The sequence below is a fragment of the Streptomyces sp. NPDC042371 genome (genome assembly GCF_056437465.1).
In genome coordinates, this window is record NZ_JBWKAP010000012.1 from 109,804 (window position 1) to 135,740 (window position 25,937).

Sequence of the window (25,937 nt, forward strand, 5' to 3'; positions counted from 1 at the left end):
CATGGAAGGCAGTTACGCGATGAAGCAGCGCACCACCGTCCTCACCCTGGTCTGGGTCCTCGGAGCCGCGGGCGTCCTCACCGCCTGCGGCCAGGAAGGCGACGGTTCCGCCGCCGACAAGCCCGGCGACGGCGGCCGCCCCACCGTGTGTCTGGTGATGAAGTCCATGGGCAACGAGTACTTCCAGGTCATGCAGAAGGGCGCGAAGGAGCATGCGAAGAAGCGCGGCGACCTGGACCTCAAGGCGAGCGGCATCCAGAACGAGACGGACATCGACGGGCAGGTCGCGGCGATCAACCGCTGCGTCACGGACCAGGCCGACGCCCTGGTGATCGCGCCCGCCGACTCCCGTGCCCTGGTGGCGCCCCTCAAGCGCGCGGAGAAGCAGGGCCTGAAGGTCGTCAACATCGATGTGAGGCTCGACGCGGGCGCCTTGAAGGCGTCCGGCATGAAGGTCCCCTTCGTCGGCCCCGACAACGAGCAGGGCGCCCGCCTCTCGGGTGAGGTCCTTGCCAAGGAGCTCGGCAAGGGCTCCCAGGTGGCTCTGCTCGAAGGCAGTCCGGGCGCCGACAACGCGCGCCAGCGCGCCGCAGGTTTCCGGGCGGCGGCCGAGGCGGGCGGCCTGAAGGTGGTCTCCGCCAAGACGGCGCACTGGGAGACCGACGAGGCGTACAACGTCCTCGGCAACATGCTCACCGCGCACCCGGCCCTCAAGGGGGTGCTCGCCTCCAACGACTCGATGGCGCTGGGCGCCCTGAAGGCCATCGACGCGAAGAAGGCGTCCGTGAAGATCGCGTCGTTCGACAACATCGAGGCCATCCGCCCGTACGTGAAGAAGGGCCGGGTCGTCGCGACGGTCGACCAGTACGCGGCGAAGCAGGCCGCCGACGGCATCGACCAGGCGATGAAGGCCATCGAGGGAGACGAGCCGACGGGCTGGGTGAAGACGGACGTGAAGGTCGTCACCTCCGGCGACCTGCGGTGACGGGTGGCAGAACATGAGCGGCAGCGCACGCCCGCAGGAGGCCGGGCCCGTTCTGGAGGTCTCGGGCGTCTCGAAGGCGTTCCCCGGAGTGGTCGCCCTCGACGGGGTCCGGCTGGATCTGGTCCCCGGCGAGGTGCACGCCCTGGTCGGTGAGAACGGGGCGGGCAAGTCGACCCTGGTGAAGATCCTCGCGGGGACGCAGCGGCCGGACTCCGGTGTGCTGCGGCTCGGTGGCCTGCCCTACCGGCCAGGTGACGTGGCGGCGGCCATGCGGGCGGGGGTGCAGGTCGTGCACCAGGAGTTCCACCTGGTCCCGCATCTGTCGGTCGCCGAGAACCTGTTCCTGCGCCGACTGCCGCGCCGCCACGGCTTCGTGGACCGGCGCGCCCTGCACCGCGGGGCCCAGGAGCTGCTCGACGAGGTCGGCCTCGACGTGCGGCCGCGGACCAAGGTGGAACGCCTCGGCATCGCGCAGATGCAGCTCCTGGAGATCGCGCGGACGCTGCACCAGGAGTGCCGGGTGCTGGTGATGGACGAGCCGACGGCGACACTCACCCCGCGGGAGACACGGCGGCTCTTCGCGCTCCTGCGCTCCCTCACGGAGCGCGGCACTGCGGTCTTGTACATCTCCCACCACCTGGAGGAGATCTTCGAACTCGCCGACCGGATGACGGTGTTCCGCAATGGCAGACATGTGGTGACCAAAGACGTGGCGGGGACGGACACGGCCGAGGTGATCCGGCTGATGGTCGGCCGTGACATGGAGCGCGAGTACCCGCCGTACGCGCCGCGCACGCCAGGACCCGAGTTGCTGCGGGTGCGGGATCTGACGCCGCGCGGGGGCGCGCCCGTCTCGTTCGCGCTGCGCGCCGGTGAGGTGGTGGGGGTGGCTGGCCTGGTGGGTTCCGGCCGTACGGAGGCCGTGCGGGCGGTGTTCGGTGCCGACCGCGCGGCGGGCGGACAGGTCCTGGTGAAGGGGCGGCCGGTGCGGATCCGTGGGCCGCGCGATGCCGTGCGGCACGGGATCAGCCTGCTCACGGAGGACCGCAAGGGGCAGGGTCTTGTCCTGGACCTGCCCCTGTCGGCGAACGTGACGCTCACCGCGACCGGGCGGGTGTCGCGGGCGGGGCTCCTGCGGCGCGGCGCGGAGGACCGCATCGCGCGCGGGACGGTCGAGCGGCTGCGGGTGCGGACTCCCGGGGTGCGCACGGTGGTTCGTACGCTGTCGGGCGGCAATCAGCAGAAGGTCGTCCTCGGCCGGTGGCTGCTCGCGGGTGCCGATGTCCTGATGGTCGACGAGCCGACGCGCGGCATCGACGTGGGCGCGCGCTACGAGATCCACCAGCAGCTCGTCGACCTCGCCGCCGACGGCAAGGCGCTCCTGGTCGTCTCCTCCGACCTGCCGGAGCTGATGGGCATCTGCGACCGGCTGCTCGTCTTCTCGCGCGGCCGCATAGCGGGCGAGGTGGACCGCGCCGACTTCGACAGCTCGCACATCCTGGAGCTGGCGTACTCCGGATACACGAACGGCACGGCTGACTCGACCGGCACTGCTGACTCGACCGCCACTGCTGACACGACCGGCACGACGAAGGGCGCCCGCGCATGACCTCCGCTCCCCCACGCCCGGTCGAGGACCGGTCCACCGTCGGCTCCCTCACCCGGCAGGCGATGGGTGAGGCGGGCACCGGGGTGGCGCTGCTCGCCCTCGTGGCGGTCTTCACGCTGGCCGCGCCGAAGTTCGCGACCACCGGCAACTTCACGAACATCGCCACCGAGATCACGCTCAACACGATGCTGGCGGTGGGCCTGACCTTCGTCATCCTGGTCGGCGGCATCGACCTGTCGGTCGGCTCGGTGATGGCGCTCTCTGCGGTGGTGGCGGGCGACGTCCTCACGCGCAAGGACCTCTCGGTGGGCGCCGCGGTGACGCTCGCGGTCCTGGTGTCCGTCGCCGTCGGCATGGCGTGCGGCCTGGTCAACGGCTTCGTGTCGGAGCGCTGGCGCGTCCCGTCCTTCATCGTCACGCTGGGGATGCTCAACATCGCGCGGGGCGCCGCCCTCGACTACACGGACGCGAAGACGCAGTACGACTTCCCGCAGGGCTTCAGCCGCTTCGGGACCTCGACGCTGCTCGGCGTCCCCGCGCTGTTCTGGATCGCGCTCGCCATGGTCGCCGTCGGCCATCTGGTGCTCACCTGGACGGTGTTCGGCCGTCTGGTCTTCGCGATCGGCTCCAACGAGGAGGCGGTGCGCCTGTCCGGGCACCGCACGTCGGTGGTGAAGGTGGCCGTCTTCGTCATCGCGGGTTTCTGTGTCGGCATCGCCGCGATCACGTACATGGCGCGGCTGAACATCGCGTCGCCGATCCTCGGCGGCGGATACGAGTTGAGCGCCATCGCGGCGGTCGTGATCGGCGGGGCCTCGCTGTCCGGCGGCAAGGGGTCCATGATCGGGACGCTGCTCGGCGCCTGTCTGCTCGGGGTACTCACCAACGGGCTGCTGCTGATGGGGGTCTCGGACTTCCAGCGGCAGATGATCACGGGTGGGGTGATCATGGTCGCGGTGGTGGTGGACCACTACCGCGACCGCCTGGCCGCACGGCTCGGCTGATCACCCGGGGTGTGTCCCGCAGGTCACCCGCTCCCGCTCCGGTAGGCGTCGCGCAGCCGGGCCTTCGCGAGCTTGCCGGTGGGCGTGCGCGGCAGGCTGTCGGTGAAGTCGACGGTGCGCGGCGCCTTGTAGTGCGTGATGCGCTCGCGCACGAAGTCGATGAGCTCGCGTTCCAGTGCGGGGCCGGGTTCGATGCCCCGCTCGACCTGGACGACCGCCTTCACCGCCTCCCCCATCTCGGCGTCGGGGACGCCGACGACCGCGACGTCGGCGACGGCCGGGTGCAGCACGAGGACGTCCTCGGCCTCCTGCGGGTAGACGTTCACCCCACCGGAGATGATCATGAAGGCCTTGCGGTCGGTGAGGAAGAGGTAGCCGTCCTCGTCGACGTGCCCGATGTCGCCGGTGGTCGTCCAGTTCGCGTGCTCGGGGTGCTGGGCCGCGCGGGTGCGGGTCTCGTCGCCGTGGTAGCGGAAGGACGGTTCCTCGCGCTCGAAGTAGATCGTCCCGGTCCCGCCGGGCGGCAGGACGCGCCCCTCCTCGTCGCAGATCCGCAGGGTCCCCAGAAACCCGTCGCGGCCGACCGATCCCGGCTTGCGCAGCCATTCGTCGGGCGCGATGAAGGTGATGCCGTTGCCCTCCGTCGAGGAGTAGTACTCGTACAGGATGGGCCCCCACCACTCCATCATCCGGCGCTTGACCTCGACGGGGCAGGGCGCGGCGGCGTGTATGGCGGTCTTCATCGACGACAGGTCGTAGCGCTCGCGCACCTCGGCGGGCAGCTTCAGCATCCGGACGAACATGGTCGGCACCCACTGACTGTGCGTCACCTTGTGCCGCTGGACGGCCGCGAGGGCTTCCTCGGCGTCGAAGGCCGTCATCAGGACGACGGTGCCGCCGAGCGCGGTCACCACACCGCAGAACCGCAGCGGTGCCGCGTGGTAGATCGGCGCGGGAGAGAGGTAGACCGTATCCTCGCCGAAGCCGTACATGGTCTGGAAGACGACCGTGTACGTCGTGGCCTGTTCGCGTACGTCCCCTTCGGGGAGCAGCGGTTCGACGCCCTTGGGGCGGCCGGTGGTGCCGGAGGAGTAGAGCATGTCGGTGCCGAGCGGCTGCCGGTCGGGCGGCACGGCGGATGCGGCGTCCAGGGCCTTCTCGTACGTTCCGTCGTCGAGTCCGAGCACGAGCGGCGGCCCGCCCGCCAACTCCCGTACCGTCCGGCCCAGTTCACTCAGCGAGCCGGAGACGATCAGTGCGCCCGCCCCGCAGTCGCGCACGATGTAGGCGGCCTCGTCCGCGCTCAAGTGGTGGTTGACGGCGGTGAGATAGAGCCCGGAGCGCATGGCTGCCCAGTAGACCTCCAGGGCGCGCGGGTCGTTGTCGCAGAGCAGGGCGAGGTGGTCGCCCCGACGCAGACCTGCGGCCCGCAGATGATCCGCGAGCCGCAGGGAGCGTTCTTCGAGTTGTCCGTAGCTGAGGGTCCGTGTGCCGTCGGCGGTGACGACGGCCGGCCTTGCGGGGTCGTACGCTCCCGGATACATGCTCCGAAGCTACGCGCCCCTCCAGGCCCGCGGAACCGCGCCTATCGGCTGACCTTCCGGGTGGCCCGCAGCCACTCCTTGTTCATGGCGGCGATGGACGGCAGCGGAATCCCCTTGGGGCAGGCCGTCGCGCACTCGCCGGTGAGCGTGCAGCCGCCGAAGCCCTCCTCGTCCATCTGCGCGACCATGTCGAGCACCCGGGTCTCCCGCTCGGGCGCGCCCTGCGGAAGGACGTTGAGGTGGTTGACCTTGGCGGAGGTGAAGAGCATCGCCGACCCGTTGGGGCAGGCCGCCACGCACGCGCCGCAGCCGATGCACTCGGCGTGCTCGAAGGCCGAGTCGGCGTCCGGCTTGGGCACCGGAGCGGCGTGCGCCTCGGGGGCCGCACCGGTGGGGGCGCTGATGTAGCCGCCGGACTGGATGATGCGGTCGAAGGCCGAGCGGTCCACCACCAGGTCCTTGACGACCGGGAAGGCCGAGGCGCGCCACGGCTCGATGTCGATCGTGTCGCCGTCCTTGAAGGAGCGCATGTGGAGCTGGCAGGTGGTGGTGCGCTCGGGCCCGTGCGCGTCGCCGTTGATGACGAGCGAGCAGGCTCCGCAGATGCCCTCGCGGCAGTCGTGGTCGAAGGCGACGGGGTCGTCGCCCTGGACGATGAGCTCTTCGTTGAGGGTGTCGAGCATTTCGAGGAAGGACATGTCGGAGGAGATCCCGTCCACTTCGTACGTGGACATCGCTCCGTCGGCGTCGGCGTTCTTCTGGCGCCAGACGCGCAGGGTGAGCTTCATGCGTAGCTCCGCTGAGTGGGGTGGACGTACTCGAAGACGAGGTCTTCTCTGTGGAGGACGGGGGCCTCGCCGGTGTCGGTGAACTCCCAGGCGGCGGCGTACGAGAACTCCTCGTCGACGCGGGCCGCCTCGCCGTCCGGGGTCTGGGACTCCTCGCGGAAGTGGCCGCCGCAGGACTCGGCGCGGTGCAGGGCGTCGAGGCACATGAGCTCGGCGAGCTCCAGGTAGTCGACGATGCGGTTGGCCTTCTCCAGGGACTGGTTGAACTCCTCGCCGGTGCCGGGCACCTTGATGCGGCGCCAGAACTCCTCGCGGATCTGCGGGATGCGCTCCAGGGCCTTGCGCAGGCCCGACTCCGTACGCGCCATGCCGCAGAACTCCCACATCACTTCGCCGAGTTCGCGGTGGAAGGAGTCTGGGGTGCGGTCGCCGTCCACGGACAGGAGGAGGTTCAGCCGGTCCTCTGTCTCGGCGAGCACCTCCTGGACGACGGGGTGGCCGTCGCTCACCTCGTCCTTGTGCGGGTTGCGCGCGAGGTAGTCGTTGATGGTGGAAGGCAGCACGAAGTAGCCGTCGGCGAGGCCCTGCATGAGGGCGCTCGCGCCGAGCCGGTTGGCGCCGTGGTCGGAGAAGTTCGCCTCGCCGACCGCGAAGAGGCCGGGGACGGTGGTCTGCAGGTCGTAGTCGACCCAGAGGCCGCCCATCGTGTAGTGCACGGCGGGGTAGATCCGCATCGGCACCTCGTACGGGTTCTCCGCGGTGATCCGCTCGTACATGTCGAAGAGGTTGCCGTACTTCTCCTCGACGCTCTTCTTGCCCAGGCGCGCGATGGCGTCGGCGAAGTCGAGGTAGACGCCCTGTCCGCCGGGGCCCACCCCCCTGCCCTCGTCGCAGACGTTCTTGGCGGCGCGCGAGGCGATGTCGCGGGGCACGAGGTTGCCGAAGGAGGGGTAGATGCGCTCCAGGTAGTAGTCGCGCTCCTCCTCGGGGATCTGGTTCGGCGGGCGGTCGTCGCCCTTGGCCTTCGGCACCCAGATGCGGCCGTCGTTGCGCAGCGACTCGCTCATCAGCGTCAGCTTGGACTGGTGGTCGCCGGTGCGCGGGATGCAGGTGGGGTGGATCTGGGTGAAGCAGGGGTTGGCGAAGTAGGCGCCGCGCCGGTGGGCGCGCCAGACGGCGGTGGCGTTGGAGTTCATGGCGTTCGTCGACAGGTAGAAGACGTTGCCGTAGCCACCGGAGGCGAGGACCACCGCGTCCGCGAAGTACGTGTCGATCTTGCCGGTGACCAGGTCACGGGCGACGATGCCGCGCGCCCGCCCGTCGACGACGATCACGTCGAGCATCTCGGTGCGCGGGTGCATCTCCACGTTCCCCGCGGCGATCTGCCGACTGAGCGCCTGGTAGGCGCCGAGGAGCAGTTGCTGTCCGGTCTGGCCGCGGGCGTAGAACGTCCTGGACACCTGGACGCCGCCGAAGGAGCGGGTGTCGAGGAGTCCGCCGTACTCGCGGGCGAAGGGCACGCCCTGTGCGACGCACTGGTCGATGATCTCGACGGAGATCTGCGCGAGGCGGTGGACGTTGGACTCGCGGGCGCGGAAGTCGCCGCCCTTGACGGTGTCGTAGAACAGCCGGTGGATGGAGTCGCCATCGTTGCGGTAGTTCTTCGCGGCGTTGATGCCGCCCTGTGCGGCGATCGAGTGGGCGCGGCGCGGCGAGTCCTGGTAGCAGAACTGCACGACGTGGTAGCCCTGTTCGGCGAGGGTGGCTCCGGCGGAGCCGCCCGCCAGGCCGGTGCCGACGACGATCACGGTCTGCTTGCGGCGGTTGGCCGGGTTGACCAGCTTCGCCTCGAAGCGGCGGGTGTCCCAGCGCTCGGCGATCGGACCGGTGGGGGCCTTGGCATCCACGACCGGCTCTCCGGTCGCGTACTCAGCAAAGGTGCTCATTCAGCTCACCACTCCGGTCATGACGCCTACGGGGACAGAGATGAAGCCGACCGTCAGCACCAGCGCGAGCCCGTTGGCGAGGGGCTTGAGGACGCGGTTGCGGGTCGCGGTGCCCACGCCCAGGGTCTGCGCGGCGCTCCACAGTCCGTGCCGCACGTGGAATCCGACGGCGACCACGGCGACGATGTAGATGACGTTGCTGTACCAGGTGGAGAAGGTGTCGATGACGTTCTGGTACGGCTTCAGGTGCTCGTATTCGCCCGGGTGCACGGTGCCGGTCGTCAGGTCGAGGATGTGCCAGACGATGAACAGCGCGAGGATGATGCCGCCCCAGCGCATGGTGCGGGTCGCGAAGCTCGCTTCCCGCTTCTTGTGCACGTACTGGGTGGGGCGCGCCTTGATGTCGCGGCGGCTCAGCTGGTACGCGGACGTGGCGTGGGCGACGACGGCGACCACGAGCACCACGCGGAACAGCCAGAGCGACCACTCGTAGTGCATGAAGGGCTCGCCGAGGGTGCGGAGCCAGTGTGCGTACTCGTTGATCTCCGCGGGGCCGAAGAAGATCTTCAGGTTCCCGATCATGTGCAGGAACAGGTAGAGCAGCATGATCAAGCCGCTGACCGCCATCACCGTCTTCTTGCCGATGGTGGAGTCCCAGAGCGTGCGGGTCATGGACGGCCGTTTGTCCGTCCGCGTTGCCAGAGCCATGTCAGAGACGCTACGGCCGAAAGTCCCGATCGGTCCAAGAGATGGATCAGCTCATCTCCATAGCTTGAGCCTATAAGCCCCCGTAAGGTGCGGGTATGCAATTCCAGCAGCTGCACTATTTCGTCGCGGTCGCCGAGACCCGGCACTTCACGCGGGCCGCGGAGGAGGTCCACGTCTCCCAGCCCTCGCTCTCGCAGCAGATCCGGGCCCTGGAGAAGGAGCTGGGCGCCGAGCTCTTCAGCAGGGCGCGCGGCAACATCACGCTCACCGACGCGGGCGAGGCGCTGCTGCCCCTCGCGCGCCGCATCCTCGCCGACGCGGACACCGCCCGGATCGAGGTGCAGGAGCTGGCGCAGCTGCGGCGCGGCCGCATCCGGCTCGGCGCGACACCGAGCGTGTGCACGGGCCTGCTGCCGGACGTGCTCCGCGCCTTCCACGACCGCCACCCCGGGATCCAGCTCCTGATCGAGGAGGGCGGCTCCCACGATCTCGTACGCGAACTGGCACGCGGCGCCCTCGACCTGGCACTGGTGGTCCTCCCCCTCCCCTCCCCGTCACCGGCCCTGACGACGCTCGAACTGCTCCGCGAGGACCTGGTCGTGGTCTCGGCCCCCGAAGCGCGGAGCCTCAAGGACACGGTGCGCATCGCGGACCTCCAGGGCGAACGCCTCGTGATGTTCCGCCACGGCTACGACCTGCGGGAGCTCACCGTCTCCGCCTGCCGCGCCGCGGGGTTCGAGCCCGAGTTCGCGGTGGAGGGCGGCGAGATGGACGCGGTGCTCGGCTTCGTCCGCGCGGGCCTGGGCGTGGCGGTGGTCCCCCGCATGGTCGCGGAACGCTCGGGCCCCGACCTCCGCATGACCCCCCTGGCCAAGCCGAGCCTGCACCGCACGATCGCCCTGGCCCACCGCAGCGACGTGGCGCCGCCGCGGGCGGCGCGGGAACTCCAGCGCATGCTGCTGGAACGCTGAGGGCCCCGTCGGGGTTACGACGGCAGCCCGCCCGTCTCCGGATCGCGGCCCGTCAGGCAGTACGTCAGACCGGCCGGGTCGCGCATCACGAGCCAGGCCGCGCCGCGCGACACGAAGGCGGCGCCGTGGCTCTCGTGCCGGGTGCGGACCGCGTCCGGGTCCGAGCAGGCCAGGTCGAGGTGGGCGCCGACGGGGCCCGAGGATGCCAGGCGCTGGAGGAGGAGGCGGACCGGCAGGTCCGCGGGCGGCGTCACGCGGTGGAACTCGGGGAGGGCGCCCACCGTGGAGTCCCAGCCCGTGAGCTGCGACCAGAAGGCGACCTCCCGGTCGTACGACTCCGGGGGGATGTCCAGGCACAGCTGGTCGAGGCGGCTGACCGCGCCGTCGGGGGCGGTGACCGGCGCCGGGCGGGACTTCTCGCCGGACCAGGGCACGACGCAGAACAGCACGCCGCCGGGTGAGCGCAGCACTTCGAGGCCGTCCTCCGCGTAGACCGCGGCGGCGCCGAGCGCACGGGCCTCCCCCGCGGTCACGGCGAGGTCGTCCACGGCGAGGTCGAGGTGCGCGCCGCCGGGCCCCGCCACGGCCTGCGCCTTCACACACGGGTCGGCGCGGCCGTGCGGCAGCAGCGTCACGAACTCGCCGTCCGCGCCGCGGGGTTCGGACAGGCGCGTGCCGGTGACCGTTGCCCAGAAGGCGCACGCCTGCGCGAAGTGGCCGCGCGGCCGGTCGACGAACGCGTACGCCCAGCGGATCACCGCTCGGCCCGTCGTGTTGTCACCGCTCAGCCCGTCGTGTTGTCACCGCTCAGCCCGTCGCGTCCGCGAGAGCCAGTTCGTGCAGCCGGTCCGGCGGGCCGGGGCGCGCGTAGTACCAGCCCTGCGCCGTGTCGCAGCCGAGCTCCCGCAGCTGGTCCGCCTGCGCGCCCGTCTCCACGCCCTCGACGGTGACCGTGAGGTCGAGGCTGTGCGCGAGCGCGACGATGCCCTCGACGATCTTGAGGTCGACCGGGTCGGCGGGGAAGTGCTGCATGCCCTGGGTGAACGAGCGGTCGAGCTTGAGCACGCTCACCGGCAGACGGCGCAGATTGGCGAGGTTGGAGTAGCCCGTGCCGAAGTCGTCCAGCGCGATGTCCACGCCCATCTCGGCGAGCCTGCGCAGCGGCTTGAGCAGGTCGTCGTCGGCTCCTATCAGAGCGGACTCCGTGACCTCCAGGCACAGGGCGCCCGGCTCGAGGCCCTCGCGCTCCAGGATGTCGACCGTGTCGGAGACCAGGCCCGGGTGGGTGAGCTGCATCGGCGACAGGTTCACGTTGACGCGCAGCGGGCCCGCCTCGGCGTGGCGTGCCTCCCAGCGGCGGGCCTGTCGTACGGACTCCTCCAGGACCCAGCGGCCGAGCGGCACGATCAAGCCGGTGTGCTCAGCGAGCGGGATGAAGCGGTCCGGGCCGATGGTGCCGTGCTGCGGGTGCAGCCAGCGCACCAGCGCCTCGGCGCCGCGCACGCTGCCGTCGCCGAGGTGCACGAGCGGCTGGTACTCGATGAAGAACTCCCCGCGCTCCAGGGCGGCGGGCAGCGCGGTGGTCAGACCGTGCCGGGTGATGGCGCGGGCGTCGGCCTCGGGGTCGGCGAGCTCGTAGCGGTTGCCGCCCGCGGACTTGGCCCGGTACATCGTGATGTCGGCGCTGCGCAGGACCTCCGCGGCGCCGCGCTCACCGGCCGGGCCCTCGACGATGCCGATGCTGCCGCGCACGGTCAGCTCGCGCCCGTCGACGCGGACCGGGCTGGCCAGGGCGTTCATGATGCGCCCCGCGAGCTCGTCCACCTCCGTCTCGGTGTCGGGTCCCGTGGTGAGCGCGACGAACTCGTCGCCGCCGAGCCTGGCCACCATCTCGCCGGGGGCGGTCGCGCAGGACTGCAGCCGGTCGGCGACCTCGACGAGCAGCCGGTCGCCCGCGGCGTGCCCGAGGCTGTCGTTGACGGTCTTGAAGCCGTCCAGGTCGAGGTAGCAGAGCCCGAACCGGGCGTTCTGTCCCGCGGAGAGCGCCTTGTCCAGGCGCTCGAAGAACAGGGTGCGGTTGGGCAGTCCGGTGAGCGCGTCGTGGGTGGCCTCGTACCGCAGACGGAGGTTGAGGAGGCGGCGCTCCGTGGTGTCCTCCATCAGCGCCAGCTGGTACTGCGGCACGCCGTCCGCGTCGCGCAGCAGCGACACGGTCAGGTTGGTCCACAGGACCGTTCCGTCGGGGCGGTAGAAGGCCTTCTCCACGCGGTAGTGCTCGCGCTCGCCGCGCACCAGCTCCTCGTAGAGCTTCCAGACGTGGGGCGAGTCGTCGGGGTGCGTCCACTCCCCCACGTTGCGTCCGCGGAGCTGGTTCTCCAGGCCGCCGAACATGCGGATCAGCGCGTCGTTGACTTCGAGGACCGTGCCGTCGAGGTCGGCGATGCCGATGCCGATGGCGGCGCCGTGGAAGACGGCACGGAAGCGTGCCTCACTGGCGTGCAGGGCCTCGGCGACGGCGCTGCGCGCGCTCAACGCGGCCCGGGAGATCGCCTCCTGCTCGGCGAGGGTGCGCTCGCGCAGCGCCTGGGCGAAGCCCGCGGCCATGGCGTGCTGGATCCGGGCGGAGCGGGCCCGCAGCTCTTCCCGCGGTCCGTCGCCTCCGCAGTACAGGACCAGATAGGCGTCGACGCAGTCGAGCGTGCGACTGAGCGCCTCGGGGTCCGTGCAGTGCGTGCCGATGAGCGCCGCGCCGAGGGCCTGGCTCTCCGCCGCGTCGAAGATCCGCTCCTGCAGCGCGTCGTTCAACCGCCTGGCGAGCGGCACCAGTTGCTGTTCGAATTCGGGACGGGTCAGCGAGGTGGCCGTCACGGGGAAGATCGCACGGCTCCAGATGGTGGCGAACCGGCGAAGTCTGTCCTCGGGTCCGTCCTGCTCGCCGCTCAACGCTTCCGTCCCACGCCCGCGAATCCCGAGAAGGAGTACGGATCCTCCTCCTCGGGCGCAGTGTCGGGCCGCCAGTGCGGCATCGGCACCAAGCCGGGTTCCACCATGTCGTATCCCTCGAAGAACCGCGCGATCTGGTCGCGCGAGCGCATGATCAGTGGATTGCGGATGTCCTTGTATACACCGACCGTCCGGCCGGCTTGTTCGGGGGGAACGGGGATCCCTTCGTACGAGGCGTGGCTGAGGACGACGAGGCTGCCGGGCGCGAGTGCGTCCCGCAGTTCGGCGACCGCCGCGTAAGGATCGTACGCGTCCTCGACGAAATGCAGGACGGCGACGAGGAGAAGAGCCACCGGGCGGTCCATGTCGAGGACCGATGCGACCTCCGGACTGCCCAGAATGTCCCGGGGTTTGCGCAGGTCCGCGGCGACGGCCGCGGTGCGCTCGGTGCCTTCGAGCACGGAGCGGCTGTGCGCGACGGCGACCGGGTCGTGGTCCACATAGACGACGGCGGCGTCGGGGCTGGCCTGCTGCGCCACCTCGTGGACGTTGCCGAACGTCGGGATGCCGGAGCCGATGTCGAGGAACTGGGTGACGCCCTCCCCGACGGCGTGGTGCACCGCCCGCCGCATGAAGGCACGGTTCGCCTGCATGATCTTCGGGAGCCCCGGCATGAACTCCATCGCCTTGCGGGCCGCCTCCCGGTCCACCTCGAAGTTGTGCGAGCCGCCCAGGTAGTAGTCGTAGATGCGGGACACGCTGGGCATCGAGAGGTCGATGCCGGGCGGTGCCCAGGCGGGACGCTCCATCAAGACTCCAAGGCGTAGGGGGACGGCGCAGGCGATCCGGTGTTCGAGGGTGAGGCTACTGATCGTCCGCCAAGGGAGCGAGTCAAAACGGAAATTGGCGGTCCGTTCTCGGTCACTGCCTTTGGCAAGTGCCTTATCCCACACCGTCAACCGGCCCACCCCCTCCATGTGATATGGGAGGGGACGGGCCGGTCTGTCCGTCTGTCGGGCCTGCCTACTTGGGCGCACCCACCGGCTTGCCCTGCGGGCTCGCCGCGTACCAAGTGCCGCCGACGCCTTGCCCGTTGGTGTCACCGGGCTTCTCGTCCCCGGAGAAGGTGTACATCGGCCAGCAGTCGATCGTCTGCTGCTTCTTGCCGTCCGGCCGGTCGAACACGGTGAAGCCCTTCTTGAGGATTCCTCGAGTGTCGTTCTTGGCCACGGGCGCCACGACGGGCCACTTGTCGAGGCAGGCACCGGTGCAGGCGGACTTCATCGGCCAGGCGGAGTCCTTCGTGAAGCGGTAGACGGTCATTCCGTTCTTGTCGACGACGATCTCGCCGAGCTTCGGGTCCTTGCGGGTGGACAGGCCCGCGGGGTCGACGGGGGCGGTGTCGGCCGCGGCGGGCGCGGCCTTCTTGCCGTCGGGGGCCGCGGCGTACCAAGTGCCGCCCACGCCCTGCCCCTTGGCGTCGCCCGCTGCGGCGTCCTGCGCGTACCGGTACATCGGCCAGCCGTCGATGGTCAGCTGCTTGGTGCCGTCGGCGGCGGTGACCTCGCCGAGCAGGGACTCGTCGACGCCCGGGGCGGCCTTGGCACCGTCGGCGGCGACGGCGGGCCATGCCTTCAGGCAGGCGGCGTCGCAGTTGGACTTGGGCGGCTGGGCGGTGTCCTTGTCGAAGCGGTAGAGCGTGCGGCCCGCGCTGTCGGTGACGACCTTCCCGAGCTTCTTGCTGTCCCACACGGCGAGTTGCCCGGCCGCCTTCGCCTTGCCTCCCGCGCCCTTGTCCGCGGCGTCGGAGTCGGCTCCGTAACCATCGTCCCCGCCGTAGCCGTCGCCCTTCGCCGGCGCTTCGTTGCCCACGTTCTGGCCGTTCGGGGACTGATCGCCCTTCTCCTGGCCGCACGCCGTCGTCAGCGCCAGCAGGGCCGCGGCTGTCGCCACCAGCGAGGCGCTCCGCCAGGCCCTGGGGGAAACCCCACTTGGATACGGCATCGTTGACTCCCACTGTCCGCAGAGGTGTCGTGGCGCCCGTCTGCGTCACAACATGGCCCTAGGTACGGGTCGGCACGGCCGACCCGTTCAACCGCGGCACAAGATTCTTTGCGGCACGCGTGGTGCCGTCGTCGTGCGCGGCGGCTCAGTTCGAACACAGGGCGGGCGCACGGCACGAGGTGTCAAACACGTGTCGCGTGCGGATCCTTCCTTCGGGTCATTCGGCGGCACGCCGGGCGTGGCGGGCGCGCGCGCGGCTCATGCTCCCCGTCGTGCACGGAACTCCGCGACCCTTAACGCCCCTCGTCACACGCGTGTTGGCGCTCCTCGCACTGGCCCTGCTGCTCGGCGCCTCGTCGGCCGTCGGCTCGGCGTCCGCCGACGACTGCGCCTACGCGTCGATCCAGCAGGGCGGCGCCACGAGTGGCGACACGGTGGCCATCTCGGGCGACGGCGCCGACTGCCACGCCGGTCCCACGCATCGCCCGAAGCCACCACCGCCACCTCCGAAGCCACCGCCTCCGCCCCCGAAGCCACGCGCTCCGAAGCCGCCCCCGCCGCCCCCGGCCCCCGCGCCTCCCGAGCCGACCGTCCGGCCCACGCCGCCCCCGCCGCCTCCTCCGCCGCCCACGCGGGCCGCGGCACCGGCGCCCGAGCCGAAGCCCGAACCCTCCGCCCGCCCGCCGAAGCCGAAGGCCCCCAAGCCCGTGTCGTATCCGGCGTACCACGCCCCGCCCCGCAAGCAGCCGCCCCGCCACGGCCCGTCCCTCGTCTCGCTCACCCTGCTCATCACGGCACCCGCGGTGCTCGCCGTCGCCGCGCTCCGCCCGCGCTGACCGCCGGAGGTTTTCATGTCGGAATGGCTTGTTCTCACCCTCGCGATGGTGGCCGCTTGCGGTGTCGTGCTCATCGTGACCCTCCTGCGGCACCGCAGGACCGGCGCGGACTACGACTCGTCCGAGACCCCGGACGTCATCGAGTACATGACGATGATGATCGGCGTCGTGTACGCCATCGTGTTGGGCCTGGCCATCGCGGGTGCCTGGGAGGCCCGCGGCGGCGCCCAGGATCACGTCCGCAACGAGGCCCAGGCGCTGCACGAGGTCTCGGAGCGTGTGCGCATCTATCCGGAGGACGTGAGGGAACGCGTTCGGGACGACGTCCACACTTATGTCAGCCATGTCGTCAGCACGGAGTGGGACTCCATGAAGTCCAAGGGGGAACTCACCGACCGCGGTACGGAACTCCTGTCCCGCGTGCGTCACGACGTGACCGACTACGAACCGAAGTCGGACTTCGAGGCACAGGCGTATCAGCCACTGGTCGACTCGGTGGCGGCGGCCGAAGACGCGCGCAGCGCCCGCGCCGACAGTCTCGGCGCGACGATGCCAGGCGTGGTCTGGTTCGGGCTGATCGTCGGTGGGCTCGTCACCATCGGAATGATCTTCGCGCTGCAGATCCGCCGTACGCCGCGTGAGCTCGTCCTCGCCGGACTGTTCTCCGCCCTCTTCGCCTTCCTGCTCTTCCTCATCTGGGACTTCGACGCCCCCTACAGCCGCGGCGTCGCGGTGACAGCGGACCCGTTCCTCACGCTGTTCCCCGGCATCGGAGGCTGATCCCGGTCCGCCGTCGGGGCGCGGGGAGCCGTCAGCTCCCCGCGCCCCGGCGGCCGAACCGCAGCTTCCACGGGGTGATCGCCGACTCGGCCTGCACGCGCAGGCTGAGCTTCGACTCGCCGTTGACGCGCTCCTCGAAGGTGATCGGCACCTCGACGATGCGCAGGCCACGGCGGATCGTGCGGTAGTTCATCTCGACCTGGAAGGAGTAGCCGTTACTCCGGACCGAGGGCAGGTCGATCGCTTCGAGGGCGGCGGCGCGCCACGCCTTATATCCGGCCGTGGCGTCCTTGACGCCGAGCCGCAGGACGGCGTTGACGTAGAAGTTCGCCCAAGCCGAGAGTGCCCTGCGGTGCCAGGCCCATTCGGTGGCGAGCGCGCCGCCCGCCACATAGCGCGAGCCGAGCACGACGGCCAGGTCGTCGTCGCCCGCGAGCAGGGTGCGCACCATCAGCGGCAGGGTCTTCGCCGGGTGCGAGAGGTCGGCGTCCATCTGGACGACGACGTCCGCGCCGTCGGCGAGGGCGCGGGTCATTCCGGCGACGTAGGCACGGCCGAGGCCGTCCTTCTGCGTCCGGTGCAGAACGGTGACGGTTCCCCCGGACTCCTCGGCGATCCGGTCCGCGAGGGCGCCGGTGCCGTCGGGCGAGCCGTCGTCGACCACGAGGACGTGCAGGTCCGGCATTCCGAGCGCCGTGAGCAGGCCGATGAGGAGGGGCAGGTTCTCCCGTTCGTTGTACGTGGGGACGACGACCACGACCTTCGGGGAGGGCGCGTCGGCAGCTCCGGACACCTGTTCCACGTTGATTCCCCCGTGCGATGCTCCGTGCGGTCGGCCCCACCCTACGGCAGAGATCATGGAATGCCGTCAACGTCCGCTTCCGGAGGGCCTGTTGGGGAGATCTACGCCCTCGTTGGCCGTGAACCGTGCTGCGCGGTGCCGCCGGACAGCGCACTCTGGTCCCATGGCCTGGCAAACACCGATCGTCGTCCACCCGCCCGCCGCCGACGGCGGACGGCAGGTCACCGTGCGCGGACAGGACGTCGGCGTCGCGCGCAGCGACCGGGAGCTGACGGATCTCCTGCGGCGGGCGGGGCTCGGCGAGGCCGACATCGCGCTGGACGACCCGCATCTGGTCGAGTGGCGCGGCGGCCCGCACGTGTGGACACGCGATTGAGCAATTGACCCGATTTGCAGGCCTCATCCCAATTGCTATCGTTTTGGGACGGGACCGAACCGAACGGGGACGCGCGTGGAGCGGGTGCCGATGGCCGCCGGGCCGCTGGACTGGTCGCTGGTCGACGGGGCGGTTCCGCTCGTCGTGCAGATCCTCGGCTGCCTGGCCATCGCCACGCTCCTCTTCTCCCGCGACCGCCGCTGGTGGACCCGCCTGCTCCCGCTGGCCGTGGCCGCGGCGGCGCTCCTGACCCTGCTGGTCAAGCTCACCGTCGACGACTGGTGGCAGCCCTTCCCCGACAAGCTCCCCGGCGATGTCGTCGGGTGGATCGGGGTGGCGATCCTCGGGGTGTCCCTGGCGCTGTTCCGGATGCCGACGCTGCGCTGGCGCGGCCGCGCGGGCGCACTGCTCGCGGGTTCGCTCGTCGTCGTGCTGGGCCTCTCCGAGGTCAACATCCACTACGACAACTATCCGACCCTGCGGACCGCGCTCGGCCCGCAGGACACCGTCAGCCTCAAGGACGCCACGGGCAAGAAGGAGCCGACGCTCGACGTGCCGGAGGGCAAGGCGCTGTCGGAGGTCTGGCAGGCACCGGCCGGGCTGCCCGCCAAGGGCACCGTGTCGACCGCCTCGGTCCCCGGCACGAAGTCTGGGTTCAAGGCCCGCGACGCGTACGTCTATCTGCCGCCCGCCTACCGCGCCTCGCCCCGCCCGCTGCTGCCCGTGCTCGTCCTGATGGCGGGACAGCCCGGCGCGCCGCAGGACTGGATCACCTCGGGTCAGCTGCCGGACATGATGGACGAGTTCGCCGGACGGCACGCGGGGCTCGCGCCGATCGTGCTGGTGGTGGATCCGCTGGGGTCTTCGTTCGACAATCCGATGTGCATGGACTCCAGGCTCGGCAAGGTGCAGACGTATCTCGCCGACGACGTCCCCGCCTGGGCGGCCGACCATCTGCAGACGGCCGGGAACCGGGCGCACTGGGCGGTCTCCGGGCTCTCCAACGGCGGCACGTGCGCCCTGCAGATGGCGGTGAACGCGCCGCAGCGCTACGGCACCTTCCTCGACATCTCCGGCCAGGACGAGCCGACCCTCGGGAGCCGCAAGAAGACCGTGGACGCGGCGTTCGGCGGCGACGAGGCGGCGTTCGAGAAGGTCAATCCGATGGACGTGATGGCGCGGAAGAAGTTCCCTGACACCGCAGGGACCTTCGTCGCGGGGACCGACGACTCGACGTACCGCCCGCAGGCGCTCACGGTGTACGCGGCGGCGAAGAAGGCCGCGATGAAGGCCGAGCTCGTCGAGCTGCCCGGCGGGCACAGCTGGCAGGTGTGGCGCCCCGGTCTGGAGAAGCAGCTCCCGTGGCTGGCGTCCCGCATCGGCCTGACGCCCTGACACATCCCCGGACGCCGACGGTGACGCCGCGCCGCCCGGTTCGCCCGACCGGCCCACACGATTGCCCCGTTCGCGCGACACAGATCGCGGCACCCCGGGGCCGTACCTAGCGTTCTGGGCATCGAGGTGCATTTCAGGCGCCAGCGGAAGAAGGTCCGCAGCTGCTCCTCGGAGACCCGGAGGATTCACCATGCGCGCGATACGCGTTGCTTCGGCCGCTCTGCTCACCGCTTCCGCACTGGCCCTCACCGCGCCGACCGCGTCCGCAGCCGCCGTGGACGAGGAGAACGTCACCGCGTTCGGCTTCAGCGTCTCCCCCAAGACGATCGCCGCGGGCGGCCAGGTCACCCTCAACGTCGACGGGTGCGACGACGGCGACACCAAGGTCACCTCGGGCGTCTTCGACGACACCACCATCCCCAAGGGCCAGAAGTCCGCCACCGCCCAGGTGTTCTGGGACGCGAAGCCCGGCGCGATGTACGAGGTGACGTTCACCTGCAACGGCAGCAACCCGGGCAGCGACAAGACGGACCTGACCATCGCCACCGGGCGCCCCGACAACAACGCGCACCACAAGGGCGTCAAGGCCGGTATCGGCGGCAGCCTCGGCGGCTTCGACCTGCACGAGATCGCCCTCGGCAGCGCCCTGATCCTGGGCACGCTGGGCGCCGCGTACTACAAGACCCGCCGCCGCACCGGCGAGGACAACTCCTGATCTCCGCCGGGCAGCGCCTCGCCCCCGGGACGTCTCCAGGTCCCGGGGGCGAAGCGCTGTTCACCTGCCGTGCGAGCAGGGCGGTGCCGGGGGCGGGGCGGAAGGGGGTCGCACCGGCCCGACCGCGGGGTCAGACCCTGTTCTCGGAGCGGCGGCGCATCCAGAAGACGCCGCCACCGAGCAGCGCGGCGGTGACCAGGGCGCCGCCGATCGCCATGTCGGTCCCGGTCGCACCCGCGTTCGCGGTACTGCCGACGCCACCGCGCACACCGCCGTGGATGACGGTGAAGGCGGCCGGGCGGACCAGCGTCTTGCCGCCGCAGTGGGCGGTGATGTCGTAGGCGCCGGGGTTGGCGTGCTGGTGGACGACCGCGGTGCCGCTCGCGGTCGTGCCGCCCGGGATGGCCTGCAGGGGCGTGTCCGGGAAGGCGGGCGACGTGACCTTGCCGCCCGACTGGCAGGAGGACCCGTCGACGGTGACCGTCAGATGCCCCCCTCTCGGAATCACACTGGGCATCGCCACGATGTTGGTCGGGTCGGCCCAGGCGGACGCGGCCGGGGCGGCGAGCCCGACGACCCCGACGGCCGCGGCGGCGACCGCGAGGGCACGTGTGGTCCGCATACGGGAAGTACGCATGGCAATCCTCCGCGGAAGACGCCCCGGGGATACCGTCCCCGGTCGATCGGCGAGAGCGCCTCCCAGACTGACCCTCAGATGCCGTGCACGGGCCCGCATTTCGGCGATCCGCCGTCCTGGTGAGACGACACGCCGAGGCGCGTCCGCGCAACCTGACATCGCCGCAGGTCACGGACCGTCAGAAATTTCCTGTCCGGCGCGACTCGGATGGCGCACCCCTGCCTCCCCGCCACCCGTTCGCTCCCGCCCTTTCGCACGCCGCGCGCCCCGCGCTTAGCGTTTCGGTACGCGCAACGGACACGGCTCTCTGCCGCGTTCGAGAGGGGATAGAGCATGCCTTCGTCCCATCCGGCCGACGATTTCGAATTCCAGGACCACCCGGATCTCCAGGAGGAGGAGAAGCAGAGGAAGCGCGCCCCATGGGGCGTCATGGCGCTTGTCCTGCTGACCGGACTCGCGCTGATCCGCAATGGTTCCGGGGAATTCGACGTGGGCCCGCCGCAGCCCGCGTCCGCCGCGGCCGCGGACCGTGCGCCCGACTCGGGAGCCGCCGCCCCGGTGCCGCTCACGTTCTCACCGGCCCAGCGCGTGCGCATCAAGGGCATCCGCGTGGACGCCCCCGTCATGCAGGTGGGACTGGACGCCGAGGGCTGGGTGGATGCACCGCCGCCCGAGGACCCGAATCTCGCGGGCTGGTTCACCGGCGCCGTCTCGCCCGGCGAGAAGGGCACGGCCGTGGTGGTCGGCCATGTGGACAACCAGCAGGGCCCCGCCGTCTTCTACGGCCTCGGTTCGCTGAAGAAGGGGAACCACATCGAGATCAAGCGCGCGGACAGAAAGACGGCGATTTTCAAGATCTACGGCATCGAAGTGTTCGAGAAGAGCAATTTCCCCGGCAAGCGGGTCTACGGAAACAGCGGAACTCCCGAATTGCGGGTCATCACCTGCGGCGGCGGTTTCTCCAAGCAGTCCGGATACGACGGGAACGTCGTGGTGTTCGCCCGTCTGGTCGACGTGCGCTGAGTGCGACGGGGACCGGACGGGCGGGGCGCACGGGACGGCGGCGCTCAGAACATGTAGCGGCTCGGCACGGTGAGGCGGTAGCCGGAGTCCAGCAGCTCCGGCAGATACGTGTGCAGCGCCTCGACGCTGCCCGAGCGGTTGCCGCCCGCGTCGTGCGAGAGCACCACGACGCCGGGTCCGGCGCCCGCGCGGACGCGCCGCACGATGGTGGCCGCGCCGGGCTCGGTCCAGTCGAGGGTGTCGACGGTCCAGGCGAGCGGCTCCATGCCCAGCTCGGCGCCCAGCTGGAAGGCGTTGCGGTTCCACGCGCCGTACGGGGCCCTGAACCACGCGGGGGGCTCGCCGGTGGCCTCCTCGATGACGTCGCAGGTGCGCTCGATCTGCTCGCGCATCACTCCTCTGCCCAGGCGGGGCAGCAGCGGGTGGCTCCAGGTGTGGTTGCCGATCAGATGCCCGTCGTCGGCCATCTCGCGCAGCAGGTCCGCGTTGTCGACGGCCATCTCGCCGCAGACGAAGAACATCGCGCGGACGTCGTGCTTGCGCAGCGTCCGCAGGATGCGCGGGGTGTAGCGCGGGTCGGGCCCGTCGTCGAAGGTCAGCACCATCGACCGGTCGCGGCCCGGCATGCGCAGGATCGGCGCCTTGCGCACGTGGGGCAGGGCCCGCTTGGCGCGCTGCGGGCCGTATCCCGCGATGGGTTGCAGGCGGTACGCGGAGGGCTTGAGGGCCCGTGCGGCGGGCGGGCCCCCGGCGGGTGCGCCCGCCGAGGCGGAGGGGGCGGGGGCGGACGGCGGCTCCGTTGCCGCGCACGCCCCGGTCGTGGCCAGGCCGAGGACCGCCGCGGCGCGGAGCAGGACCCGCCGCCCTGGAGTCAGCTGATCATCTTTCATGACTAATCCGTCGCATGGCGGAAGGCCAGCGCGGAACAGCAACACTGGGGCGGCCCCCGAAAGCACCCGATCAGACGCGGCGGTTCCGTCAGACTCGGCGGACGAGGGGGAAGGGCAGGGTCTCCCGGATCGTCAGGCCGGTGAGGAACATGACGAGCCGGTCGACTCCGATGCCGAGGCCTCCGGTGGGCGGCATCGCGTACTCCAGGGCGTCGAGGAAGTCCTCGTCGATCTCCATGGCTTCGGGGTCTCCCCCTGCGGCCAGCAGCGATTGCGCGGTGAGGCGGCGGCGCTGCTCCACCGGGTCCGTCAACTCCGAGTAGGCCGTGCCCAGTTCGGTACCGAAGGCGACGAGGTCCCAGCGTTCGGCGAGGCGCGGGTCGGTGCGGTGCTGGCGGGTGAGCGGGGAGACGTCGGTCGGGAAGTCCTTGTAGAAGGTGGGCAGCTTCGTCTTCTCCTCGACGAGCCGCTCGTACATCTCCAGGACGACATCGCCGCGGCCGTCCTCCGTCGTGTACGGCACGACGGCCCGGTCGCACAGCCGGTGCAGGCCCTCCACCGGGGTGTCCGCGTCGATCTCCTCGCCCAGCGCCTCGGATATCGCGCCGTACACCGTCTTGACCGGCCAGGGCCCGGAGATGTCGTGCTCGACGCCGTCCTTGTACGCCACCGCCCTGCCGAAGGCCGCGGTCGCGGCGCCCTGGATGAGTTCGCGGGTGAGGTCGAGCATCACGTCGTAGTCGGCGAAGGCCTGGTAGGCCTCCAGCATCGTGAACTCGGGGTTGTGCTTGTAGGAGACGCCTTCGTTGCGGAAGGTGCGGCCCATCTCGAAGACCTTCTCCATGCCGCCGACGCAGAGCCGCTTCAGATACAGCTCGGGGGCGATGCGCAGATACAGGTCGAGGTCGTAGGCGTTGATGTGGGTGGTGAAGGGCCGTGCGTTGGCGCCGCCGTGGATCTGCTGGAGCATCGGGGTCTCGACCTCCAGGTAGCCGCGGTCGAGCAGGCCCTGTCGCAGCGCCTGCACTGCGGTGGAGCGGGCCCGGACCACGTCGCGGGCGCCGGGGCTCGCGACCAGGTCGAGGTAGCGCCGGCGGACCTTGGCCTCGGGGTCGGTGAGGCCGCGGCGCTTGTCGGGCAGCGGGCGCAGGCACTTGCCGGTGAGCAGCCAGTCGGTGACGAAGACGGTGAGCTCGCCCCGGTCGCTGGTGCCGACCGTGCCGCTCGCGGTGATGTGGTCGCCGATGTCGGTGCCGGTGGTGAAGCGGTCCAGGACGTCGGGGCCCGAGACGTCCCGGGTGAGGGCGAGCTGCAGGTCGCCCGACCAGTCGCGGAGCACGGCGAAGACGACGCCGCCGAAGTCGCGTACGAGCATGACGCGGCCCGCGACCGTGACCTGGGTGCCCGTCATCTCCCTGTTGATCGCGGAGAGTTCGTGGGTGCGCGGGGCCAGGCCCACCGGATAGGGGTCGACGCCCGCCGCGCGCAGGCGGTCGAGCTTGCGGTGCCGGATGCGGATCTGTTCCGGGAGCTTCGACGTGGGGTCCTCGTCGGCGTCGGCGTCCCGGCCCGCGAGGCCGAGCGCGGCGATCGGCGGGAGGCCCTCGGTGGTCGCGGGCTGGGTGACGCCCCGGGGCTTGTGGCCCTTGCCCCAGAGCTTGCGCAGGGAGGGCACGGAGACGAAGCCCTCGGCGATGCCGGACGCCAGGCTGATGCGGGCAAGGGCGCCGCTGTCGCCGTAACAGATGAACCGCGGGTACCACTCGGGGTGGTACTTGGCGTTGGAGCGGTAGAGCGCCTCCAGCTGCCACCACTTGGAGAAGAAGAGCAGCAGCTTGCGCCACAGGCGCAGCACCGGGCCCGCGCCGATGCGGCCGCCCTCCTCGAAGACCGAGCGGAACACCGCGAAGTTCAGGGAGATGCGGCGCACCCCGGAACGGGGCGCGGCGGCGCACAGTTCGGCGACCATGAACTCCATGACGCCGTTCGGTGCGGTGCGGTCGCGGCGCATCAGGTCAAGGGAGATGCCGTCCTTGCCCCAGGGGACGAGGGAGAGCAGGGCGAGGAGCTTGCCGTCGGCGTCCAGGGCCTCGACGAGGAGGCAGTCGCCGTCCTCGGGGTCGCCTAGGCGGTCGAGGGCCATGGAGAACCCCCGCTCGGTCTCGGTGTCCCGCCAGGCGTCGGCCTTGTCGACGATCTCCTCCATCTCCTCGTCGGTGAGGGTGGAGTGGCGGCGGATGCGGGTGGTGGCGCCGGTGCGGCGGACGCGGTTCACGGCCTGGCGGGTGACGCGCATGTCGCGGCCGTCCAGGTCGAAGTCGGCGACGTGCAGGATCGCCTCGTCGCCGAGTTGCAGCGCGCCGAGCCCGGCGCGGGCGTACGCGGTCGCGCCGTCCTCGGACGCGCCCATCACGGCGGGGGCCCAGGCGTACTGCCTTGCCACGTCCTGCCAGGCGCCGATCGCGTGCGGCCAGGCCTCGCGGTCGCCGACGGGGTCGCCGCTGGCCAGGCAGACACCTGCCTCGACGCGGTAGGTGACGGCGGCCTTGCCGCTCGGTGAGAAGACGACGGCCTTGTCGCGCCGGGTCGCGAAGTAGCCGAGCGAGTCCTGCTCGCCGTAGGCCCCGAGGAGGGCGCGGATGCGGGGTTCCTCGTCGCCGTGCAGGGCCGCTTCCATGCGCTGGGAGCGGAAGAGCGTGGCGGCGGCGTTGAGCAGGGCGAGGGCACCGAACAGGCCGAGCCAGAAGTAGAGGCCGCGCGGCGGCGTGCCGTCGAAGTAGTCGTGGCCGTGGATCAGCCCGCCGCAGACCCGGTTCGCCGCCCAGAGCAGACGCTCGCCGCGCACCAGCGTGCCGGGGAACAGCTCCACCAGGCCCCAGCCGACCAGGATCGCGACGCCGAGTCCGGCGGCGAGGACCGCGACGGCCCGCCAGACGGCCCCGCGCCGGGAGTCCGCGGAGAACTCCTTGCGGGCCAGGATCAGCAGCACGAAGGCGATGCCGCAGATGATGAAGGAGGGCAGCGAATCCGCCCAGAAGCCGAGGGCGGCGCCGAGCACGTCGAAGGCGAGGAGCAGCCCCAGATAGCTGACGACGAGCCACCAGGCGACCTTCTTGCGGGCGGCGGTCGCGGCGGCGAGCAGGAAGAGGAAGACGGCGTACGCGAGGTTCGCGCTGACCGGGACCGTGAGGAGGTCGAGGACGCGGATGACGGGCATGAGGAGGCGGCGGAGCGGGGAGATGACCGCGAGGACCGCGCAGAAGATGCCGAGCGTGCCGAAGAAGGCGGCGAACCCCTCCGGGACGCGTCCGAGGAAGCCGCCTCGGCTCCGTATCGGTCCTCTGGCCTCGGGCTCCTCCGTGCTGACCGTCATGAGCACGACTCTAGGAAGAGCCGCGCCGTCGCGCGCGTCGAGAGGGGCGGGGCGGGGCAGGGCGGCGGCCCGGAACACAGGCGGTAGCAGTGCCTCCGCTAATCTCTCGGCGTGAGTGAAGACCAGTCCCAACAGTTCGAACGCGGCACCGACGGGCCCAAGGTGATCGTCGCCGGAGTCGACGGCTCCGATTCCTCGCTCAGAGCGGCGGCATATGCCGGGGGCCTGGCCCGGCGACAGCGGGCGCTGCTCGCCGTCGTGTACATCCAGCCGGTGATGGCGGCGGGCGCCGCGTTCGGCGTCCCGGTCGCCGAGACCACCGACGAGATCGCCGAGGGGCTGATCGCGGAGATCCGGGCCGCGACCGAGCGGGTGAAGGGCATATTCGATGTCCGCTGGGAGTTCCACACCTTCCGTGGCGACCCCTACACCGGTCTCGTCACCGCCGCCGACGACCTGAAGGCCGACGCCGTGGTCGTCGGCGCCTCCGAGCAGGCCGGTCACCGCATCGTGGGGTCGGTCGCCGTACGTCTGGTGAAGGCGGGCCGGTGGCCGGTCACGGTGGTGCCGTGAGCCGACGTGACGCGCCGTGAACCGACGTGACGTGC

23 protein-coding genes are annotated in these 25,937 nt (G+C 70.9%); 11 read left to right on the top strand and 12 right to left on the bottom strand.

Annotated features, from left to right (window positions below; all coding sequences use genetic code 11):
* Window position 1: 1 nt before the first annotated feature.
* From AC068B_RS31925 to AC068B_RS31935, 3 genes are read left to right on the top strand one after another with little or no spacing between them, the layout of a single operon-like run.
* Window positions 2-985: a substrate-binding domain-containing protein gene (locus tag AC068B_RS31925; protein ID WP_478675015.1), complete on the top strand. Its 984-nt coding sequence runs from the start codon at window positions 2-4 to the stop codon at window positions 983-985.
* 13 nt (window positions 986-998) lie between these two features.
* Complete coding sequence (locus AC068B_RS31930; protein WP_478675016.1) at window positions 999-2,594, top strand: sugar ABC transporter ATP-binding protein; 1,596 nt, start codon at window positions 999-1,001, stop codon at window positions 2,592-2,594.
* Window positions 2,591-3,598 carry an ABC transporter permease gene (locus tag AC068B_RS31935; protein ID WP_478675017.1) on the top strand — a complete coding sequence of 336 codons (1,008 nt, stop codon included), beginning with the start codon at window positions 2,591-2,593 and terminating at the stop codon, window positions 3,596-3,598. The genes AC068B_RS31930 and AC068B_RS31935 overlap by 4 nt, the downstream gene beginning before the upstream one ends.
* Window positions 3,599-3,621: 23 nt before the next feature.
* On the opposite strand, the gene AC068B_RS31940 is transcribed toward AC068B_RS31935, so the two are convergent.
* Genes AC068B_RS31940 through AC068B_RS31955 form a run of 4 tightly spaced genes read right to left on the bottom strand, consistent with a single transcriptional unit; the run spans window position 3,622 to window position 8,584 of the window.
* The gene (locus AC068B_RS31940; RefSeq protein ID WP_478675018.1) at window positions 3,622-5,142 is read right to left on the bottom strand and encodes an acyl-CoA synthetase; all 1,521 of its coding nucleotides are present in this window, start codon (window positions 5,140-5,142) and stop codon (window positions 3,622-3,624) included.
* 41 nt (window positions 5,143-5,183) lie between these two features.
* Window positions 5,184-5,930, bottom strand: coding sequence for a succinate dehydrogenase/fumarate reductase iron-sulfur subunit (locus tag AC068B_RS31945; RefSeq protein WP_356267361.1), 747 nt, complete (start codon window positions 5,928-5,930; stop codon window positions 5,184-5,186).
* Window positions 5,927-7,876: a fumarate reductase/succinate dehydrogenase flavoprotein subunit gene (locus tag AC068B_RS31950; RefSeq protein WP_478675019.1), complete on the bottom strand. Its 1,950-nt coding sequence runs from the start codon at window positions 7,874-7,876 to the stop codon at window positions 5,927-5,929. Before AC068B_RS31950 ends, AC068B_RS31945 begins: the two co-directional genes overlap by 4 nt.
* On the bottom strand, window positions 7,877-8,584 hold the full coding sequence (locus AC068B_RS31955; protein ID WP_356267357.1) for a succinate dehydrogenase: 708 nt from the start codon (window positions 8,582-8,584) through the stop codon (window positions 7,877-7,879).
* Between the two features lie 95 nt (window positions 8,585-8,679).
* Between AC068B_RS31955 and AC068B_RS31960 the strand changes: the two genes are divergently transcribed.
* Window positions 8,680-9,555, top strand: coding sequence for a LysR family transcriptional regulator (locus tag AC068B_RS31960; RefSeq protein WP_478675020.1), 876 nt, complete (start codon window positions 8,680-8,682; stop codon window positions 9,553-9,555).
* Between the two features lie 14 nt (window positions 9,556-9,569).
* Here the strand turns inward: AC068B_RS31960 and AC068B_RS31965 are convergent, their stop codons facing one another.
* The 4 genes from AC068B_RS31965 to AC068B_RS31980 all read right to left on the bottom strand — a co-directional run bounded on the left by AC068B_RS31965 (window position 9,570) and on the right by AC068B_RS31980 (window position 14,502).
* Window positions 9,570-10,313, bottom strand: a complete 744-nt coding sequence (locus tag AC068B_RS31965; protein ID WP_478675021.1) for a VOC family protein — start codon at window positions 10,311-10,313, stop codon at window positions 9,570-9,572.
* A gap of 49 nt (window positions 10,314-10,362) precedes the next feature.
* The gene (locus AC068B_RS31970; RefSeq protein WP_356267350.1) at window positions 10,363-12,498 is read right to left on the bottom strand and encodes a putative bifunctional diguanylate cyclase/phosphodiesterase; all 2,136 of its coding nucleotides are present in this window, start codon (window positions 12,496-12,498) and stop codon (window positions 10,363-10,365) included.
* Window positions 12,495-13,307, bottom strand: a complete 813-nt coding sequence (locus tag AC068B_RS31975; RefSeq protein ID WP_478675022.1) for an SAM-dependent methyltransferase — start codon at window positions 13,305-13,307, stop codon at window positions 12,495-12,497. Before AC068B_RS31975 ends, AC068B_RS31970 begins: the two co-directional genes overlap by 4 nt.
* Window positions 13,308-13,521: 214 nt before the next feature.
* Complete coding sequence (locus AC068B_RS31980) at window positions 13,522-14,502, bottom strand: SCO0930 family lipoprotein (RefSeq protein WP_478675023.1); 981 nt, start codon at window positions 14,500-14,502, stop codon at window positions 13,522-13,524.
* A gap of 314 nt (window positions 14,503-14,816) precedes the next feature.
* Here AC068B_RS31980 and AC068B_RS31985 point away from each other — a divergent pair, with 314 nt between their 5' ends.
* The gene (locus AC068B_RS31985; RefSeq protein WP_478675024.1) at window positions 14,817-15,338 is read left to right on the top strand and encodes a hypothetical protein; all 522 of its coding nucleotides are present in this window, start codon (window positions 14,817-14,819) and stop codon (window positions 15,336-15,338) included.
* Between the two features lie 15 nt (window positions 15,339-15,353).
* Window positions 15,354-16,118: a bestrophin-like domain gene (locus AC068B_RS31990; RefSeq protein WP_478675025.1), complete on the top strand. Its 765-nt coding sequence runs from the start codon at window positions 15,354-15,356 to the stop codon at window positions 16,116-16,118.
* 31 nt (window positions 16,119-16,149) lie between these two features.
* On the opposite strand, the gene AC068B_RS31995 is transcribed toward AC068B_RS31990, so the two are convergent.
* Window positions 16,150-16,911 (bottom strand): polyprenol monophosphomannose synthase, encoded by a 762-nt coding sequence (locus AC068B_RS31995; RefSeq protein ID WP_478675026.1) that lies wholly within the window; start codon window positions 16,909-16,911, stop codon window positions 16,150-16,152.
* Window positions 16,912-17,083: 172 nt separating this feature from the next.
* Here AC068B_RS31995 and AC068B_RS32000 point away from each other — a divergent pair, with 172 nt between their 5' ends.
* From AC068B_RS32000 to AC068B_RS32010, 3 genes are all read left to right on the top strand, one after another.
* Complete coding sequence (locus tag AC068B_RS32000) at window positions 17,084-17,296, top strand: hypothetical protein (RefSeq protein ID WP_478675027.1); 213 nt, start codon at window positions 17,084-17,086, stop codon at window positions 17,294-17,296.
* A gap of 90 nt (window positions 17,297-17,386) precedes the next feature.
* On the top strand, window positions 17,387-18,691 hold the full coding sequence (locus AC068B_RS32005) for an alpha/beta hydrolase (protein WP_478675028.1): 1,305 nt from the start codon (window positions 17,387-17,389) through the stop codon (window positions 18,689-18,691).
* A 190-nt stretch (window positions 18,692-18,881) separates the two neighbouring features.
* The gene (locus tag AC068B_RS32010) at window positions 18,882-19,406 is read left to right on the top strand and encodes a hypothetical protein (protein ID WP_478675029.1); all 525 of its coding nucleotides are present in this window, start codon (window positions 18,882-18,884) and stop codon (window positions 19,404-19,406) included.
* A gap of 130 nt (window positions 19,407-19,536) precedes the next feature.
* On the opposite strand, the gene AC068B_RS32015 is transcribed toward AC068B_RS32010, so the two are convergent.
* Window positions 19,537-20,028, bottom strand: coding sequence for a hypothetical protein (locus AC068B_RS32015; RefSeq protein ID WP_478675030.1), 492 nt, complete (start codon window positions 20,026-20,028; stop codon window positions 19,537-19,539).
* A gap of 348 nt (window positions 20,029-20,376) precedes the next feature.
* Between AC068B_RS32015 and AC068B_RS32020 the strand changes: the two genes are divergently transcribed.
* Window positions 20,377-21,066, top strand: coding sequence for a class F sortase (locus AC068B_RS32020; protein WP_478675031.1), 690 nt, complete (start codon window positions 20,377-20,379; stop codon window positions 21,064-21,066).
* Between the two features lie 44 nt (window positions 21,067-21,110).
* Here the strand turns inward: AC068B_RS32020 and AC068B_RS32025 are convergent, their stop codons facing one another.
* The gene (locus AC068B_RS32025) at window positions 21,111-21,956 is read right to left on the bottom strand and encodes a polysaccharide deacetylase family protein (RefSeq protein ID WP_478675032.1); all 846 of its coding nucleotides are present in this window, start codon (window positions 21,954-21,956) and stop codon (window positions 21,111-21,113) included.
* A gap of 88 nt (window positions 21,957-22,044) precedes the next feature.
* Window positions 22,045-25,329: a bifunctional lysylphosphatidylglycerol synthetase/lysine--tRNA ligase LysX gene (gene lysX, locus AC068B_RS32030; protein WP_478675033.1), complete on the bottom strand. Its 3,285-nt coding sequence runs from the start codon at window positions 25,327-25,329 to the stop codon at window positions 22,045-22,047.
* A gap of 111 nt (window positions 25,330-25,440) precedes the next feature.
* Here lysX and AC068B_RS32035 point away from each other — a divergent pair, with 111 nt between their 5' ends.
* A complete protein-coding gene (locus tag AC068B_RS32035; RefSeq protein ID WP_468565167.1) occupies window positions 25,441-25,902 on the top strand; it encodes a universal stress protein in 462 nt (153 codons plus the stop codon).
* Window positions 25,903-25,937 lie beyond the last annotated feature (35 nt).

Bases quoted from the DNA above. Each gene is read 5' to 3' on its own strand.
- AC068B_RS31940 (WP_478675018.1), bottom strand. From the start codon at position 5,142: ATGTATCCGGGAGCGTACGACCCCGCAAGGCCGGCCGTCGTCACCGCC.
- AC068B_RS31990 (WP_478675025.1), top strand. From the start codon at position 15,354: ATGTCGGAATGGCTTGTTCTCACCCTCGCGATGGTGGCCGCTTGCGGT.
- AC068B_RS32025 (WP_478675032.1), bottom strand. From the start codon at position 21,956: ATGAAAGATGATCAGCTGACTCCAGGGCGGCGGGTCCTGCTCCGCGCC.
- AC068B_RS31955 (WP_356267357.1), bottom strand. From the start codon at position 8,584: ATGGCTCTGGCAACGCGGACGGACAAACGGCCGTCCATGACCCGCACG.
- AC068B_RS32010 (WP_478675029.1), top strand. From the start codon at position 18,882: ATGCGCGCGATACGCGTTGCTTCGGCCGCTCTGCTCACCGCTTCCGCA.
- AC068B_RS32005 (WP_478675028.1), top strand. From the start codon at position 17,387: ATGGCCGCCGGGCCGCTGGACTGGTCGCTGGTCGACGGGGCGGTTCCG.
- AC068B_RS32000 (WP_478675027.1), top strand. From the start codon at position 17,084: ATGGCCTGGCAAACACCGATCGTCGTCCACCCGCCCGCCGCCGACGGC.
- AC068B_RS31960 (WP_478675020.1), top strand. From the start codon at position 8,680: ATGCAATTCCAGCAGCTGCACTATTTCGTCGCGGTCGCCGAGACCCGG.
- AC068B_RS31925 (WP_478675015.1), top strand. From the start codon at position 2: ATGGAAGGCAGTTACGCGATGAAGCAGCGCACCACCGTCCTCACCCTG.
- AC068B_RS31935 (WP_478675017.1), top strand. From the start codon at position 2,591: ATGACCTCCGCTCCCCCACGCCCGGTCGAGGACCGGTCCACCGTCGGC.
- AC068B_RS32020 (WP_478675031.1), top strand. From the start codon at position 20,377: ATGCCTTCGTCCCATCCGGCCGACGATTTCGAATTCCAGGACCACCCG.
- AC068B_RS31950 (WP_478675019.1), bottom strand. From the start codon at position 7,876: ATGAGCACCTTTGCTGAGTACGCGACCGGAGAGCCGGTCGTGGATGCC.
- AC068B_RS31930 (WP_478675016.1), top strand. From the start codon at position 999: ATGAGCGGCAGCGCACGCCCGCAGGAGGCCGGGCCCGTTCTGGAGGTC.
- AC068B_RS32015 (WP_478675030.1), bottom strand. From the start codon at position 20,028: ATGCGGACCACACGTGCCCTCGCGGTCGCCGCCGCGGCCGTCGGGGTC.
- AC068B_RS31975 (WP_478675022.1), bottom strand. From the start codon at position 13,307: ATGGAGCGTCCCGCCTGGGCACCGCCCGGCATCGACCTCTCGATGCCC.
- AC068B_RS31945 (WP_356267361.1), bottom strand. From the start codon at position 5,930: ATGAAGCTCACCCTGCGCGTCTGGCGCCAGAAGAACGCCGACGCCGAC.
- AC068B_RS31980 (WP_478675023.1), bottom strand. From the start codon at position 14,502: ATGCCGTATCCAAGTGGGGTTTCCCCCAGGGCCTGGCGGAGCGCCTCG.
- lysX (WP_478675033.1), bottom strand. From the start codon at position 25,329: ATGACGGTCAGCACGGAGGAGCCCGAGGCCAGAGGACCGATACGGAGC.